Annotated in this window: 15 protein-coding genes; 6 read left to right on the forward strand and 9 right to left on the reverse strand. The window is 72.4% G+C overall.

Going from position 1 to position 15,025, the window contains the following annotated elements; all coding sequences use genetic code 11:
* The coding region (locus EBH09_RS07250; protein ID WP_193776153.1) for a GntR family transcriptional regulator at positions 1-297 on the reverse strand (297 nt) is incomplete at its 3' end.
* 71 nt (positions 298-368) lie between these two features.
* Here EBH09_RS07250 and EBH09_RS07255 point away from each other — a divergent pair.
* On the forward strand, positions 369-1,298 hold the full coding sequence (locus EBH09_RS07255; RefSeq protein ID WP_121746096.1) for a GNAT family N-acetyltransferase: 930 nt from the start codon (positions 369-371) through the stop codon (positions 1,296-1,298).
* On the forward strand, positions 1,279-1,779 hold the full coding sequence (locus EBH09_RS07260) for a DUF402 domain-containing protein (protein WP_121746097.1): 501 nt from the start codon (positions 1,279-1,281) through the stop codon (positions 1,777-1,779). Before EBH09_RS07255 ends, EBH09_RS07260 begins: the two co-directional genes overlap by 20 nt.
* 24 nt (positions 1,780-1,803) lie before the next feature.
* On the opposite strand, the gene EBH09_RS07265 is transcribed toward EBH09_RS07260, so the two are convergent.
* Positions 1,804-2,421 (reverse strand): class I SAM-dependent methyltransferase, encoded by a 618-nt coding sequence (locus tag EBH09_RS07265; RefSeq protein WP_121746098.1) that lies wholly within the window; start codon positions 2,419-2,421, stop codon positions 1,804-1,806.
* Positions 2,422-2,573: 152 nt separating this feature from the next.
* Here EBH09_RS07265 and EBH09_RS39800 point away from each other — a divergent pair, with 152 nt between their 5' ends.
* Entirely contained in the window at positions 2,574-2,708 is a 135-nt protein-coding gene (locus tag EBH09_RS39800) for a hypothetical protein (RefSeq protein ID WP_121746099.1), read from the forward strand.
* A 26-nt stretch (positions 2,709-2,734) separates the two neighbouring features.
* On the opposite strand, the gene EBH09_RS07275 is transcribed toward EBH09_RS39800, so the two are convergent.
* On the reverse strand, positions 2,735-3,211 hold the full coding sequence (locus tag EBH09_RS07275) for a GNAT family N-acetyltransferase (protein WP_121746100.1): 477 nt from the start codon (positions 3,209-3,211) through the stop codon (positions 2,735-2,737).
* A 177-nt stretch (positions 3,212-3,388) separates the two neighbouring features.
* On the opposite strand from EBH09_RS07275, the gene EBH09_RS07280 reads away from it, so the two are divergent.
* Positions 3,389-4,471 carry a lytic polysaccharide monooxygenase gene (locus EBH09_RS07280; RefSeq protein WP_121746101.1) on the forward strand — a complete coding sequence of 361 codons (1,083 nt, stop codon included), beginning with the start codon at positions 3,389-3,391 and terminating at the stop codon, positions 4,469-4,471.
* 155 nt (positions 4,472-4,626) lie between these two features.
* On the opposite strand, the gene EBH09_RS07285 is transcribed toward EBH09_RS07280, so the two are convergent.
* Complete coding sequence (locus EBH09_RS07285) at positions 4,627-5,073, reverse strand: MarR family winged helix-turn-helix transcriptional regulator (RefSeq protein ID WP_121746102.1); 447 nt, start codon at positions 5,071-5,073, stop codon at positions 4,627-4,629.
* 106 nt (positions 5,074-5,179) lie between these two features.
* Here EBH09_RS07285 and EBH09_RS07290 point away from each other — a divergent pair, with 106 nt between their 5' ends.
* The gene (locus EBH09_RS07290; RefSeq protein WP_121746103.1) at positions 5,180-5,554 is read left to right on the forward strand and encodes a cupin domain-containing protein; all 375 of its coding nucleotides are present in this window, start codon (positions 5,180-5,182) and stop codon (positions 5,552-5,554) included.
* A gap of 12 nt (positions 5,555-5,566) precedes the next feature.
* Here the strand turns inward: EBH09_RS07290 and EBH09_RS07295 are convergent, their stop codons facing one another.
* Together EBH09_RS07295 and dnaE are read right to left on the reverse strand one after the other, a co-directional pair.
* Entirely contained in the window at positions 5,567-6,535 is a 969-nt protein-coding gene (locus EBH09_RS07295; RefSeq protein WP_121746104.1) for a hypothetical protein, read from the reverse strand.
* Positions 6,532-10,065 (reverse strand): DNA polymerase III subunit alpha, encoded by a 3,534-nt coding sequence (gene dnaE, locus EBH09_RS07300; RefSeq protein ID WP_121746278.1) that lies wholly within the window; start codon positions 10,063-10,065, stop codon positions 6,532-6,534. The genes EBH09_RS07295 and dnaE overlap by 4 nt, the downstream gene beginning before the upstream one ends.
* 154 nt (positions 10,066-10,219) lie before the next feature.
* Here dnaE and EBH09_RS07305 point away from each other — a divergent pair, with 154 nt between their 5' ends.
* Positions 10,220-11,278, forward strand: coding sequence for an ABC transporter permease (locus tag EBH09_RS07305; protein ID WP_121746105.1), 1,059 nt, complete (start codon positions 10,220-10,222; stop codon positions 11,276-11,278).
* Between the two features lie 95 nt (positions 11,279-11,373).
* On the opposite strand, the gene EBH09_RS07310 is transcribed toward EBH09_RS07305, so the two are convergent.
* From EBH09_RS07310 to EBH09_RS07320, 3 genes are all read right to left on the reverse strand, one after another.
* The gene (locus tag EBH09_RS07310) at positions 11,374-12,456 is read right to left on the reverse strand and encodes a S1 family peptidase (protein WP_121746106.1); all 1,083 of its coding nucleotides are present in this window, start codon (positions 12,454-12,456) and stop codon (positions 11,374-11,376) included.
* 426 nt (positions 12,457-12,882) lie between these two features.
* Positions 12,883-13,788, reverse strand: a complete 906-nt coding sequence (locus EBH09_RS07315; RefSeq protein ID WP_121746107.1) for a S1 family peptidase — start codon at positions 13,786-13,788, stop codon at positions 12,883-12,885.
* A 248-nt stretch (positions 13,789-14,036) separates the two neighbouring features.
* Positions 14,037-14,822, reverse strand: a complete 786-nt coding sequence (locus EBH09_RS07320; protein WP_121746108.1) for a DUF1684 domain-containing protein — start codon at positions 14,820-14,822, stop codon at positions 14,037-14,039.
* Positions 14,823-15,025 lie beyond the last annotated feature (203 nt).

Here is a 15,025-nt window from a genome sequence, read left to right on the forward strand (position 1 = left end):
CCGTGCCCGCGCGGCATACTCCTGCGCGGCGGACGCCAACTCCCGCTCGGCGGCCGAGCCCGCGGCAGCGACGAACGTCCCGTTGCGCCCCCTCGTCTCGATCACCCCGTCCCCCTCCAGCGCCCGGTACGCCTTGGCTACCGTGTTCGCGGCGAGCCCCAGGGACTCCGCGAGCCCACGCACGGTCGGCAGCCGGTACCCGACCGGCAGCGCCCCCGACCGCGCCTGTTCGGAGATCTGCGCGCGCACCTGCTCGTAGGGCGGGGCACCGTCGTCGATGTAGATCTTCAAGGTCACGCGGCGATTGTCCCGCATCCCCCGGAAAATGAGAGGCATCCGACCGACCGCCCGCCGTAGCGTGCGCTCACATGACCGTTCTTGTGCGCGACCTGCGTTCCGACGATCCGGCCGACGTCGCGGCCTTCGCCCGTGTCCGGCACGTCGCCCTGCCGTTCATCCTGTGGACGCCCGAGGCCGTCGTCCACCAGCTCGTCCACACCCACCCGGACGCCCGGAGCCGGTGCCTCGTGGCGGAGGAGGACGGCGAGATGATCGGCACGGCGCAGATCGGACTGGTCCACGACAGCCCCGAGCCCGGCCAGGCCTTCCTCAACATCTACGTCCACCCGGACAGGGTCGGGCGCGGGGCCGGCGGACTGCTGGTGCGTACGGCCGAGGAGTACCTGGCCACCGAGGGGGCGACGAAGCTGTTCGCCTGGGTGCTGGACGAGCCCGGCAACCTGGCCTTCGCCGAGCGGCACGGCTACGAGCGTCGGCGCTCCGCCCACTTCCTCCGCTTCGACCTGGCGAACGGCACGCTCCCGCCCCTGCCGTCCCCTCCCCCGGGCGTCGAACTGCGCACCGCCGCCGACTTCGCCGACGACCCCCGACCGGTGTTCGAGCTGGACGCGGAGACACTGGAGGACGAACCGAGCGATGTCGACGTCGAGTTCACGGACTACGAGGCCTGGCTCGCGGAGGCCTGGCGGCACCCGCTGCTGAACCGTGAACTGACCACGGTCGCGGTCGTCGAGGGCCGCCCCGTCGCCTTCAGCGTCGCCTACACCGACGGCGGCACCCGCTATTCGACCGCGATGACCGGCACGGTCCGTGCCCACCGCGGCCGGGGCCTCGCCAAGCTCACCAAGGCCCACTCCCTGCACCGGGCCCGCGCCGCCGGCTACACGGAGGCGCTCACCGGCAACGACACCGGCAACGCTCCGATGCTCGCCATCAACAAGTGGCTCGGGTACGAGGTCTGCGGCACGGAGGTGCGCCATGTCCGCGAACTCGGCTGAGTCGCCGACCGGGGTGGACGTCGTCCTGGTCAAGGCGGGCCGTACGAAAATCCGGTACGCGAGCGAGTTGCTGCACGACGACGGCACCCGCCTGGCGGTCCGCGCTCCCTGGGCCGGTGCCGGCGTCCGCGACTTCGGCTTCGTTCGCTTCGAGGCGGGCGACGTCTTCACCGAGTACTACTGGCGCGACCGGTGGTACTCGGTGAAAGAGGTCCGGACGGCGGTCGGCCTGCTCAAGGGCTGGTACTGCGACATCACCCGTCCCGCCGTACTGACCGGTGCGGAGCTGGTCGTGGAGGACCTCGACCTGGACCTGTGGCGCTCCGCGGACGGCACGGACGTACTGCGGCTGGACGAGGACGAGTTCGCCGAGAGCGGTCTGGCGGAGCGGGACCCCGCGGCCGCGTCCGCCGCCGTGGCCGCGCTGGACGAACTGGAGCGACTGGCCCGCGGAAGCGGATTCACGAACTTGCTGGTCTAGGGGACAGGAGGACCAGGGCCTGGCTCACTCGGGCATCGCGACCACCGCGTACCGCTCGTCCGCCACCTCTCTCCCCCACAGCGACGGGTCGTCCGACAGCCGCTCCACGCGCACCTCGCCGGCGAGCGGCGCGAGGAGGGAGGTGAGCCGGTCGGCAGCCATGCCGACCGGGGCGACGGACCCCCACACGCCCTCGACCAGGACCAGCCGCCCACCGGGACGCAGCAACTCCCGCCAGTGCCGCAGGACCCTGCCGGGGTCGGGCAGCGTCCACAGCACGTGCCGGACCAGCACGGTGTCGAAGCGCTGCTCGCCCACCGGCGGTGCCGCCGCGTCACCGGTGAGGAACACCGCGTCACGGCCGGCGAGTTTGGCTCTGGCCAGCGCCACCATCGCCGGGGACAGGTCGACGCCGGTGACGCGGTGTCCCTGTTCGGCCGCGAGGAGCGACAGGCTGCCGGTGCCGCACCCCAGGTCGAGGACGTCGCCGGGCCGCGCGGGCAGCCAGGACGCCAGCCGGACCGCCCAGGCCCGGCGCACGTCCGCGTCGCGCAGACCGTGGTCCGGCTCGTCGTCGAAGGCGGCGGCCTCCGCGTCCCAGTCGATACCCGGCGCGGTCGTCCCGTCACTCTTGTTCGCCATGCCGCCAAGAGTGACACCCGCCACTGACAACTGGATCAGGACGCCGGATCGTGACAACCGCCACTGACAGGCGTGCATCGATGAGTAAGTCTCGGGGAAAGGGTCTACCTCCGTGAGAACGCGGAACCCGGTGGATCCGTAAGGAGGCAGCCATGCGCCGTCTGACCGTGCAGAAGCCCCTGAAGAAGACCGACGCCCGCCGAGTCCGCGAGGAGGCCGACGAGCGCCCTTCGGGACGCCCGGAGGTCCGCAAGGACATCGCGCGCACGTGGTGGCCGGACAACTGACCGGGCCGGTCACGTCATGAGACGCGTCAGAGCAGCCGCTTACGGTAGTGGACGCGGTCGTAGGGCCCGTCCACTCGGCGTTCCACGACCTCGTACCCGTATTTCGGGTAGATCTCCTGGTTCTCCCACATCAACGCGTTCGTGTAGAGCCTGACCTCGGACAGGCCCAGCGCACGCGCGCGTGCGTCCACGAACCGCAGCAGCCGCCGCCCCACGCCCCTGCCGTGCGCGTCGGGGCGGACGGCGACGCTGTCGAGGAAGAGGTGGTCGGGGAACGCCTCCAGGACCACGAGGCCCACTGGGCCCGCCAGACCCGCTGCGGGCTCGCCCGCGGCTTCCGCGACGAACACCTTCCCCGCGGCCACGTTCGCCGCGTGATCGGCCTCCATCGGCTGCGGCATCACCCCGATGCGTTCGGCGTAGGGGCGGTACGCGGCGTCGGTGACCGCCTTCACCGCCGGTAGGTCGGCGGCCGTCGCCGGCCGGATCCGCTCGTCTGTCATGGCTCGAACGGTAGCTACCTCAGCGCAGCCTGAGCACTCCCTTAACGCGACCATAAGGATCTCCATCACCCGCCGCCAGCAGGCGATTCCACGGTTTCTTGGGGCTAGTTTGCTGATCACCCCCACGGGTTCACGGCCCAAGTCCCACGTCCCCAGTGACCGTTCGAGGAGTTCCCCATGCCCGCACCGTCCGCGTCCCGCAAGGTCGCCGCCGTCGCCGTCGCCGGCCTCGCCGCCCCGCTCGCCCTGACCACGCTTGCCGCCGCTCCCGCGGCCGCGCACGGTTCGATGGGCGACCCGGTCAGCCGGGTGTCGCAGTGTCACGCCGAGGGGCCGGAGAGCCCGAAGTCGGACGCGTGCAAGGCGGCGGTCGCGGCGGGCGGCACGCAGGCGCTCTACGACTGGAACGGCATCCGCATCGGCAACGCCGCCGGGAAGCACCAGGAGCTGATCCCGGACGGCAAGCTGTGCAGCGCCAACGACCCGGCCTTCAAGGGGATGGACCTGGCCCGCGCCGACTGGCCCGCGACCAGCGTGAGCAGCGGCTCGTACACCTTCAAGTACCGCGTGACGGCCCCGCACAAGGGCACCTTCAAGGTGTACGTCACCAAGCCCGGTTACGACCCGGCCAAGCCGCTGGGCTGGGGCGACCTGGATCTGTCCGCACCGGTCGCCACGGTCACCGACCCGGCCGCCTCCGGCGGTTTCTACACCTTCTCCGGGACCCTCCCCGAGCGTTCCGGCAAGCACCTGCTGTACGCGGTGTGGCAGCGTTCGGACAGCCCGGAGGCGTTCTACTCCTGCTCCGACATCTCCTTCGGCGGCGACAACGGCGCCGCCGGGAGCGGCGACTCCGCGAAGGGCGACTCCGCGGGCGGTGCCGCCCCGGCCCCGGCCGCCTCCGCTCCGTCCGAGGAGCAGATCGCGGCCGCGGCCGACAAGTCGACGATCGAGCACAACGGCCACGGTGACCAGGACGCCGGGACGACGACGGACCCGACGGACCCGGCCGCCCCGGACGAGGCGTCGGACGAGGCGTCCGGCGGGACCCCGGAGGACGCCGCGACGCCGGCCGCCGGTGGCGAGCCCAACCAGGTCAAGGCCGCCGGCGCGGGCACCGAGAACCTCGCCGAGACCGGCGGCGACAGCACCACGCCCTACATCGCCGTCGGTGGCGCCGCCGCCCTGGCAGCCGGTGCGGCCGTGCTGTTCGCGTCGGTCCGCCGGCGGGCCACGACCGGGGGCCGGCACAGCGGCTGACCCAGGACACGGGGGAACGCGGGGCCTGTCCGGCGGCTCAGACCGGACAGGCCCCGCTCGGCGCGCCGTGCGCCTCGCCAGCCGGAGTCAGCCTGAGTCAGTCGATGTGGGTCGATGCGAGTCGAAGTGGGTCGAAGACCGCGGGCGGTGGGTGCTCACCAGGCGGGGCGCACCGGGCCGTTGGGCGCTACACGCACCAGACGGTCGCGCAGCGCCTGCACCTCGCCCTCACCCAGCACGTCGACCCACGCTCGCACGGCCTCCGCCGCCGCCTCCTCCGCGGCCCGCGTGCAGGCCCGGCCCGACTCGGTCAGCACGACCAGCCGGGCCCGCGCGTCGGCGGGGTGCGGCCGGCGTTCGGCGTACCCCTTGCGGACCAGTTCGTCGACGAGCTGGCTGGCGGCCTGCTTGGTCATCCCGAGATGCGCGGCGAGGTCGGTGACCGTCGCGCCGTCCGGGGCAAGCCGGGCGAAGGCGAAGCCGTGCGCGGGCCGCAGCCCTTCGAAGCCACGGGCGACGACACCCTCGTGGATGCGCTGCGTGAGCCCGCCCGCGGCGGCGAGCACGGCGGCGGACAGGGCCATGGCGTCGGAGTTCTGCACGTGGGCATTGAAACACCCTTGACTCATTGGTCAAGCAGCTTGACCATAGAGGCCGACAAGGCAGTCAAGCCACTTGACCAATATCCCTCGCCGGCAGGAGTCCGCCATGCCCGTCGTCCGCTCGTCCGAAGCCGTGACCCACGAGATCCACGGCGCCCGTTTCGTCTCGTACGCCACCCCGCGCAGCGGCAGCAAGGAGCTGTGCGCCTGGCGGGGCGAGATCCCGGCGGGTACGAGGGCGCCCGCGCACACCGTCAACCGGGAGGAGATCTTTCACCTGCTCACCGGCGAACTGCTGATCACCCTCGACGGCCGCACCGAGCGCGTCACCGCGGGCGACACGGTGATCATCAACCCGGGGGCGACCCTCGCCGTCGAGAACCCCACCGACCGGACCGCGACGTCCTGGGTCACCACCTCCGTCGGCCTGGAGGCGGAACTGGCCGACGGCACCCGGATCACTCCCCCGTGGGCCAACTGACCCGCGGGGGCCTCACGCCGCCAGCGACCCCGGCATCACCGCCCTCGGCCCGAACTTCGCCCGCGCGCGGTCCGCGACCTCCTCGATCCGGCGGACCTTCTCGTCCACGGGGTCGAAGGTGAGCTGGTGGGAGGCCTGCTCGGCGGAGGCCAGACCTTCGGCGCGCAGGGCGATCGAGCGGACCCGGGCGCGCTGGAGACCGAGCGCCTCGTACATGTCGTACGCGGCCCGCGTCAGCGCCGCCGAGTGCGCGGTCGGCTCCTTCAGGGTGCGGCCGCGGGTCGTGGCGGAGCGGTCGGCGTAGCGCACGGTGAGGGTGAGGGAGCGGCACACCTTGTCCACGGCGCGCAACCGGGCGCCCAGCTCCTCGGTGGCCGAGAGCAGGGCACGGCGGTGCCGGTCGGGGTCCAGTTCGTCGCGGTCGAAGGGACGGTCGGCGGCCAGTGAGCGAGAGACGCCGTTGGGTACGACCCGGCCGCGGTCGACGCCGTTCGCCTTCTCGTGCAGCTCGCGGCCGGCCTTCGCGCCGACCAGACGCTGGAGTGTGGACAGGGGCGCGGCGGCGACCCGGCCGAGGGTGTCGAGGCCGTACTCGCACAGCGTGCGGGCGGTCGCGGTGCCGACGCCGGGCAGCGCGGCGACGGGCTTCCCGGCGAGGAACTCCGCCACCGCGCCCTCCGGTACCGCGCGGGTCAGCCCGGGTCGGGCGTCCCGCAGCGCCATGCGGGCCGGCATCGGGCTCGGCCCGGCGCCGATCACGCAGTCGACGCCGTACAGCGCGAGGGCGCGGACGCGGATCACCGAGGCCAGTTCCACGGCGTCGCGCCCGAAGTACCGCTCGGCGCCCCGCAGATCGGCCAGCGCCCCGTCCGGCGGCAGCGCCTCGACGACCGGCGTGAACTCCTCCAGCAACCCGAGCAGTTCGGGCAGGGCGGCCTCGTACATCGGCGGCAGCTGGAAACGTACGCAGAGAATGGTCATCCCGCACTCCCCGGACTCTGGTGCCACAACTTCCTTCCCACCGCGGGCCCTTCGCCCGCGGGGCGCAGATCGGCCCATGGATGCATCTCGTACCCCGTGGGCATGCGGATGCGCCGTTGTTCCATCGGGTCCTGGGCCGCGGAACCCGTCGGCGCCGGCCGCCCGTCCGAACCGGCGAGGCGTCTGCGCGCCGGGCCGCCCTCGGGATCGCCGTCCTGGCTTCCGTCCGTACCGGCCAGCCTGGCCGCGACGCCCTCCAGCCCCTCCTCCCGGCGCACCTCCAGGAGGTCGGCGAGGTTCCAGGCGGCGGAGCCCACGACGCTGAGGCTGCGCGGGCCGCGCCGCTGCACCACTCCGCGCACCAGCAGCAGCCAGGAGTGGAAGACGGTGTGCGCGCAGGCGTCGTGCGAGTCGTCGAAGAAGGCGAGGTCGACCAGGCCGGTCCCGTCGTCGAGGGTGGAGAAGATGACCCGGCGGCCGGAGCGGATCGGCGGTGTCTGGGTGGCCGCCTTGGCGCCCGCGACCAGCACCGCCTCCCCGTGCCGGGCCTCGCGCAGCCGCTTGGCCGACATGACGCCCAGCTCGTTCAGGAAGGTGCGGTGGTCGTCCATCAGGTTGCGCGAGGCGTCCATGGAGAGCACGCCCAGCTCGGCGCTGAGTTTCTCCGCCGAGGTGAGGTCGGGCAGCCCGGCGGAGGCGGTCCTGCGTCCGCCGGACAGGGGGAGCTGGTCGCCGCGTCCGGCGCGGGCGCCGCGGTGCAGCTCGGTCAGGTGCAGTTGCAGGTCGCGGCGGTTGGCGCCGAACGCGTCCAGCGCGCCGACCTGGGCGAGCCGTCCGGCCAGCGGCCTGCTGGGGCGGGCCCGTTCCCAGAAGTCGAGCAGGGAGGCGTACGGCTGCCCCTCGGCGATCCGCTCCGCCTCTGCCTCACTGATGCCGTGCACGTCCAGGAGGGCGAGACGGAGCCCCCACACCTTCGCCCGACGCGGGGATTCAGACACCAGTTCGATCCTGTGTGCGACCCCCGACTTGTTCACGTCCAACGGCAGGATCGGCACCCCGCGCCGCCGCGCGTCCGCCAGCAGCAGCCGCTTGGGATACATGCCCGGGTCGTGCGTGAGCAGACCGGCGTAGAAGGCGGCCGGGTGATGGGCCTTCAGCCACGCCGACTGGTACGTCGGCACGGCGAAGGCGACGGCGTGCGCCTTGCAGAAGCCGTACGAGCCGAAGGCCTCGACGATCTCCCAGGTCCGCTGAATCGTTTCCGCGTCGTACCCGTTCGCCGTCGCGTGCTGCGCGAACCACACCTTGATCCGCCCCTGCGACTCCGGGTCGGACAGCCCGCGCCGCACCCGGTCCGCCTCGCCGCGTCCGCAGCCGGTCATGATGTCCACGATGTCGATGATCTGCTCGTGGAAGACGACGACTCCGTACGTGCCTTTCAGGGGCTCCGACAGGTCCTCGTGCGGGTAGCGCACCGGCGCCCGCCCGTGCCGGGCCTCGATGAACGGCCGCACCATGTCGGCGGCGACCGGACCCGGCCTGAAGAGCGAGATGTCGACGACGAGATCGTGGAAGGTGGCCGGCTGGAGCCTCCCGACCAGGTCCCGCTGCCCCGGCGACTCGATCTGGAAACAGCCCAGCGTCTCGGCGGAGCGGATCATCCGGTACGTCGCCGGATCGCCGTCCGGCACCGCGTCCAGGTCGACCTCGGTGCCCGCCGCCCGCTTCACCTCGGCGACCGCGTGCGCCATCGCCGACTGCATCCGCACGCCGAGCACGTCCAGCTTGAGCAGCCCGAGGTCCTCGACGTCGTCCTTGTCGAACTGCGCCATGGGGAAGCCCTCGCCGCTGGTCGGCATGACCGGCGTACGGGAGAGCAGGGAGGCGTCGGAGAGCAGCACTCCGCAGGGGTGCATGGCGACCCCGCGCGGGAGGGCGTCGAGGCCCTCCACCAGCTCCCAGAGCCTGCCGTACCGCTCCTTCTCCCCCGCCAGTTCCTTGAGTTCGGGCAGTTCCTCCAGGGCCGCGCGGGCGTCGCGGGCGCGGATGTGCGGGAAGGACTTGGCGACGCGGTCGATCTCGGCCGGGTCCATGGACAGGGCGGCGCCGACGTCCCGGATGGCGTGGCGCACCCGGTACGTCTCCGGCATGGCGACCGTGGCGACCCGCTCGGTGCCGAAGCGGCCGATGATCGCGCGGTAGACCTCCAGGCGGCGGGCGGACTCCACGTCGATGTCGATGTCGGGCAGGACCACCCGCTCCCTGGACAGGAAGCGTTCCATCAGCAGCCCGTGCTCGACCGGGTCGGCGTGCGCGATGCCGAGGAGGTGGTTGACGAGCGAGCCCGCGCCGGAGCCGCGCGCCGCGACCCGGATGCCCATGTCCCGTACGTCGTCCACGACCTGGGCGACGGTGAGGAAGTACGAGGCGAAACCGTGGTGGGCGATGATGTCCAGCTCGTGGTGCATCCGCTCCCAGTAGTGCCGCGCGCCGGAGGAACGGTCGTAGCCGCGCAGCACCATGCCCGCCGCCGCCCGGGAGGCGAGCGCGCGCTGGGCGGTGCGGCGGCCGGCGCCCACGAGGTGCGGTTCGGGGAAGTGGACGGCTCCCATGCCGAGGTCGTCCTCCGGGTCGACCAGGCACTCGGCGGCCGTCGCCCGCGTCTGCTCCAGCAGGCGGCGGGCCACCTCGCGCCGGAAGCCCGCGGACTCGACGATCCGCTCGGCGGCGTGCCGCATGGCATCCGCGTCCTTGAGCCAGGCCTCGCCGGAGTCCAGTTCCTTGGTGGCGTCGATCGGGACCAGGCGGCGGGCGGCGTCCAGGACGTCGGCGACCGGGCCCTGGCCGGGGTCCGCGTAGCGGACGGCGTTGGCGAGCACCGGCCGGATGCCCTGCTCGGCGGCGAAGCCGACGGTGCGGGCGGCCAGGCGCAGGGAGCCGGGGCCGGTCCCTTCACGGCCGTGCCAGACGGCCTCCAGCCGCAGGGCGTCGCCGTAGACCTCCCGCCAGGGGACGAGGAGCCGCGCCGCGCGGTCGGGGCGGCCGGCGGCGAGGGCGCGGCCGACGTCGGAGTCGGGACCGAGCAGGACGGTCAGGCCGTCGGCGTGGTTGTCGGCCCAGGAGAGCAGGGGCGTGTCCGGCGCGGTGTGGGCGGCGGACACCAGCCGGCACAGGTCGGCCCAGCCGCGCGCGCCGTCCCGGGCGAGAAAGGTCACCCGCGGGGCCGACTCGTCGACGAAAGCGCCTCCACGCACGGGAACACGGCGCCGGTCCCGGCGTACGGAGGTCTCCGTGCGGTCCGCTTCGGGCCGGGGAGCGGCCACCGCCAGCTCCGCGCCGAACAGCGGACGGACGCCCGCCTTCGCGCAGGCCTTGGCGAAGCGGACCGTGCCCGCGAGGGTGTCGCGGTCGGTGAGGGCGAGGGCGTCCATGCCCCGCTCGACGGCACGCTCGGCCAGCCGCTCCGGGTGGGAGGCGCCGTAGCGTGCGGAGAACCCGGAGACGGTGTGCAGATGCGTGAAACCCGACACACGCACCTCCCGATCTCATGAACCCGACGCGCTTATCGAACGTCTGTTCCCAACTACCTCACCCCCACCATAGACCAATTCTCGAATGTGTGTGCGACATCCGTTCGGCCCCGTCCCACCTGCGCAAACGCCCGTCGGCCCGGACCGTGGGGACATGTCGCACACCCCGGTCACCGACCGCCGCAGCGGCTCCTTCCTCAGTGAGGTGAAGGACGCCGTCACCCCGCGGGCCACCCTGCTCGTGCTCGGCGTGATCGCGCTCCAGCTGCTGTTCATCGCCTCCTACGTGGGGGCGCTGCACGACCCGAAGCCGAAGGACGTGCCCTTCGGGGTGGTCGCGCCCCCGGCGGCCGCCGAGCAGACGGTGGGCAGGCTGGAGCGGCTGCCCGGGTCGCCGCTGGATCCGCGCACGGTGGCCGACGCGGCGAGCGCCCGGAAGCAGATCATGAACCGGGAGATCGACGGCGCCCTGGTCGTCGACCCCTCCGGCCGCACCGACACCCTGCTGGTCGCCTCCGGCGGCGGAACCGTCCTCGCCACCACCCTGGAGGGCCTGGTCGCCAAGGCGGAGAAGGCCGAGAGCCGCACGGTGCGGACCGTCGACGTGGCCCCGGCCTCGCCCCAGGACTTCGACGGACTGTCGTCCTTCTACCTGGTCGTGGGCTGGTGCGTGGGCGGCTATCTGTGCGCCTCGATCCTGGCGATCAGCACCGGCGCCCGGCCCGCCAATCCGCGTCGCGCGGCGATCCGGCTGATCGTGATGGCCCTGGTGTCGATCGTCGGCGGGCTCGGCGGCGCGGTGGTCATCGGGCCGATCCTGGGCGCGCTGCCCGGCAGTGTGGTGGACCTGTGGGGGCTCGGCGCGCTGATCACCTTCGCGGTGGGCGCCGCCACGCTCGCCCTCCAGGGCGTCTTCGGGATCGTCGGCATCGGGCTGGCGATCCTGCTGGTGGTGATCGCGGGCAACCCGAGCGCGGGCGGCGCCTTCCCACTGCCGATGCTGCCGCCGTTCTGGAAGGAGATCGGCCCGTGGCTGCCGCCGGGCGCGGGCACCTGGGCGGCCCGCTCGATCGCCTACTTCAAGGGCAACGACACGACCGTCTCCCTGCTGGTGCTGTGGGCGTGGGCGGTCGCGGGCACGGTCATCACGATCCTGGCGGCCGCACTGCGCCGCAGGCGGCAGGAGGCGGAGCTGCCGGCTCAGGCAGGCTGAGCCGCGGGCCGGCCGTACCGCCGTACGCACGCGAGCACGCAAAAGTCCCGCCCCTCGCGCGCGGGACGGGACTTCTGCCTGCGATGTGGGTGCGCTCAGCCGATCTGCGTACCGGTGGCCGACAGGGCCTCCGTCACCGGCTGGAAGAAGGTCTCGCCGCCCGAGGTGCAGTCGCCGCTGCCGCCGGAGGTGAGGCCGACGGCCTTGTCGCCCGAGAAGAGCGAGCCGCCGCTGTCGCCGGGCTCGGCGCAGACGTCGGTCTGGATCAGGCCGTTGACGATGTCGCCGTTGCCGTAGTTCACGGTGGCGTCCAGGCCGGTGACCGTGCCGGAGTGCACCTGGGTGGTGGAGCCGCTGCGGGTCACCTCCATGCCGACGGTGGCGTCGGCGGCGCCCGAGATGGCCTGCGAGGAGCCGTCGTAGAGGTTGACCTCGCTCGGGTGGTCGACCTGGCCGGTGTACTTGACCAGGCCGTAGTCGTTGTCCGGGAAGCTGGACGTCACGTTGTCGCCGAGCTGGTTGCCGGAGGAGTCCTGCCAGCTGGTGACGGACTCGGTGCAGTGACCGGCGGTCAGGAAGTGCGGCTCCCCGCCCTTGGTCACGTTGAAGCCGAGCGAGCAGCGGCCGCTGCCGTCGGTGATGGCGTCGCCGCCCGCGATGAAGGGCTTGTACTCGCCCTTGGTCCGCTTGAGCTCCGCCTTGGCGCCGAGCCCGTCGACCACCTTGGTCAGCTTGGCCCACTCGGCCTTCGAGACCGTGCGGTCGGCGGTGACGACGACCTTGTTGGTGGTCGGGTCGGTCGCCCAGGAGGTGCCCGGGATGGTGGCGTCCTCGGTGAGGGTGGTCCGGGCGCTCTTCAGCTCGGCGAGCGAGTTCTCGACGACTCTCGCCTCGGCGCCGGCCTCCTCGACGGTCTGCGCGGCGGCTTCGTCGAGCACGTTGACGACGAGACTCTTCGCCTGCGCGTCGTAGTACGTGCCCGCCGCGTCGGTGCCGAGGTCGCCGAGCAGCGTGGAGGCGAGCTTTCCGGCCGCCGTGACCGACAGGGTCTCGGGGGCGGAGGCCTGCGGGGCCTCGCTGGCGTTCGCACTCTGGAAGGTGACTCCCGCGGCGACCAGTGCGGTGATACCCGCGCCTACGACTGCGGCACGCCGCCTGGGTATGCGTCGGTGCTTCAACTCATGTCCTCCTGTGGGGGGTCGGCCCGGGAGATTGTGGGGACCTCACGGGCCGGAAGGCTGGTTGACGAGCGCTAACTCTTCCAACCCCACAGGGGGCACACAAGGTCGACTTCAGGACGTGCGCACGACAACTTCAGCGCGCACACACGTCCTTCACCATTCATGTCCCTTCCAGCAGGATTCGCGCGGCGAACACTCCAGCAAACGCTACGAGCGAGTAACCGGGGGTCGGGCGTCAAGGTTGGCCATGTCTTGAATTCGCCCCTTGCGCTGCGGCCTCCGAGTGTGCGTCTACACGCGGTGGCGGCACCGGCCCCCGCAAAGGGGAGGACGAAGGGCGGACAAAGGGGAGCCCCCGCACACCGGTTGGTGTGCGGGGGCTCTTCGTGCTGCCGGCTGCGCTTCGGTGTACGGACCGACGGCCTAGTAGACGCTGACGCCGTAGGCGCTCAGGGCCTCCGTGACCGGCTGGAAGAACGTCGTACCGCCGGTACGGCAGTTGCCGCTGCCGCCGGAGGTGAGACCGTACGCGGTGCCGTTGCTGCCGTAGAGCGGGCCGCCCGAGTCGCCGGGCTCGGCGCAGACCGTGGTCTGGATCAGCCCGCCGACGACGTCGCCGCCGCCGTAGTTGACGGTGGCGTTCAGGGCGGTGACCCGACCGCTGTGGGTGCCGGTGGTGGAACCGTCACGAATGACGGTGGTGCCCACGCTCGGAGTGGCCGCACGGGTGATGTCCACGCCGTTCGCGGTGCCGGGCCTGCTGACCGACCCCGAGTACCGCACGATGCCGTAGTCGTTGCCCGGGAAGCTGGAACCGGCCGTCGAACCGATGGCCGACGTCCGCCCGGAGTTGGAGTACCAGGTGCCCGCGCCGTCGGTGCAGTGACCGGCGGTCAGGAAGTACTCGGCGCCGCTGCCGCTGCGGACGTTGAAGCCCAGGGAGCAGCGCCAGCTGCTCGCGTAGATGGCGTCGCCGCCCTGGATGAGCTTGTTGAACGTGCCGGGGGTGCGCTTGATCGTGAGCGCGCCGGCCTTGTCGCCGGCCTGCTCCTTGATCTTCGCGATCTCGGCCTGGGAGACCGTGCTGTCGACCGTGAGAAGCACCCGGCCGGTCTTGCTGTCGACGGCCCAGGCGGTGCCCGGGACGTCGGCCTGGAGCACCGCGCCGCTGGCGCTGTTGAGCTCGGCGGCGCTGAAGGTGGCCGGGGTGGGTGCGGCGTTCGCGCTGGGGATCGCGATCGCGGCCGCGGCCACGAGGCCGGAGGATACGGCGATCAGCCGAGTCCGTCTCGTGATGCCGCTGCGGGGGGTGGTGCGCTTGATCCTCACTTTTCGTTCCTCCACAAAGGAAGTCGGGGGCCCTCTTGTGGGGTTGGGGCCCGTGAGGCGCAGTCAGGGATGGACGCCCGGGTTCCGGATGCGTCGTGACCCTGACAAGCGCTGAGGTTGGAGTATTCGGCCGAACGACCGGTCGGCGCAAGAGTGCCTTTCGGCCGTCAATCTTTGAACGACCTTTGTGCGACCTTTGAACGGCCCCTGACAGACCCTTCAACGGCCTTCACCAACCCCGGCGGACCTCAGCGCAGCTCGCGCTCCCCCGCCTCGATGCGGACGTCCAGGGTGTTCCCCGGCGGCGGGAAAGGGCAGACGAAGTGGTCTGCGAACGCGCACGGCGGCAGCAGCGCGCGGTTGAGGTCGACGACCGTACGGCCCTCGGCGTCCGGCGCGGCCGGGCGCAGGAACCGGAAGCGGTAACTGGTGCTCCCGCTGGTGGCGTCGGCGAAGACGGCCCACAGCGAGCCGTCCGCCTCCACGCTCACCTGGAGCGTCAGGCGCCGCCCCGCCAGCGTGAAGGCCAGTTCACCGCCGAGACCGAGCCCGCGCTCCCGCCCGTCCGCGTTCGGCCCCCGCACACTGCGCCGCCCGGTGCCGTACGGCGTGAAGCGCCCCGGCACCGACCAGCGCGGGTCGTAGGGCGTGGCCGCGATGCCCCTGAACGCCCGGCGCGCCCCGGCGGCCGGGTCGAAGTCGCGCACGCCCCAGGCGCCCTCGCGCAGCAGGACGACGATCCGCCGCTCGCCGCAGGCCACCCGGGCCGCGCTCGCCGGTCCCGGGTCGGCCGTGAGCCGTACCTCGCCGTCGAAGGGCCGCCCGTCCACGGTGAGCCCGTCCGCCCCGGTGGCCGTCAGCAGCACCGCGTCGCCGTCCACCGTCCAGTTCCCGGGGATGTCCGGAAGTTGCCCGTCCGGATAGTCCGCCGGCCAGTACGTGCCGGTCAGCGCGAGGGGCCCGTAGGGCGCCGACACCGCCGCGATGCGCTGCTCGTGCCACCGCTTCCACTCGTCGGATGCGTCCGTCGTCATGGAGACAACCCTCGCACAACGGACCGCCTCAGCAGCTGCAGCCACAGTCGCAGCCGTCGCACCCGCACCCGTCGTCACCGCAGCAGTTGCCGCAGCACTCGCAGCAACTGCAGCAGTCACCGCACGCGCCGCAGTCGCAGTTGGTGCACGAGCCCTCCTTGGGCTCCCCGCTCCAGGGGTCGTGGTACGTGCCGCAGCACATC

This window comes from Streptomyces sp. E2N166, from assembly GCF_003671715.1.
Taxonomy (GTDB): Bacteria; Actinomycetota; Actinomycetes; order Streptomycetales; family Streptomycetaceae; genus Streptomyces; species Streptomyces thinghirensis.

What these genes read in the sequence shown, in the direction of transcription:
- EBH09_RS07305 (WP_121746105.1), top strand. Translation starts at nt 10,220, where the DNA reads ATGTCGCACACCCCGGTCACCGACCGCCGCAGCGGCTCCTTCCTCAGT.
- EBH09_RS39800 (WP_121746099.1), top strand. Translation starts at nt 2,574, where the DNA reads ATGCGCCGTCTGACCGTGCAGAAGCCCCTGAAGAAGACCGACGCCCGC.
- EBH09_RS07320 (WP_121746108.1), bottom strand. Translation starts at nt 14,822, where the DNA reads ATGACGACGGACGCATCCGACGAGTGGAAGCGGTGGCACGAGCAGCGC.
- EBH09_RS07255 (WP_121746096.1), top strand. Translation starts at nt 369, where the DNA reads ATGACCGTTCTTGTGCGCGACCTGCGTTCCGACGATCCGGCCGACGTC.
- EBH09_RS07265 (WP_121746098.1), bottom strand. Translation starts at nt 2,421, where the DNA reads ATGGCGAACAAGAGTGACGGGACGACCGCGCCGGGTATCGACTGGGAC.
- EBH09_RS07260 (WP_121746097.1), top strand. Translation starts at nt 1,279, where the DNA reads ATGTCCGCGAACTCGGCTGAGTCGCCGACCGGGGTGGACGTCGTCCTG.
- EBH09_RS07280 (WP_121746101.1), top strand. Translation starts at nt 3,389, where the DNA reads ATGCCCGCACCGTCCGCGTCCCGCAAGGTCGCCGCCGTCGCCGTCGCC.
- EBH09_RS07290 (WP_121746103.1), top strand. Translation starts at nt 5,180, where the DNA reads ATGCCCGTCGTCCGCTCGTCCGAAGCCGTGACCCACGAGATCCACGGC.
- EBH09_RS07295 (WP_121746104.1), bottom strand. Translation starts at nt 6,535, where the DNA reads ATGACCATTCTCTGCGTACGTTTCCAGCTGCCGCCGATGTACGAGGCC.
- EBH09_RS07275 (WP_121746100.1), bottom strand. Translation starts at nt 3,211, where the DNA reads ATGACAGACGAGCGGATCCGGCCGGCGACGGCCGCCGACCTACCGGCG.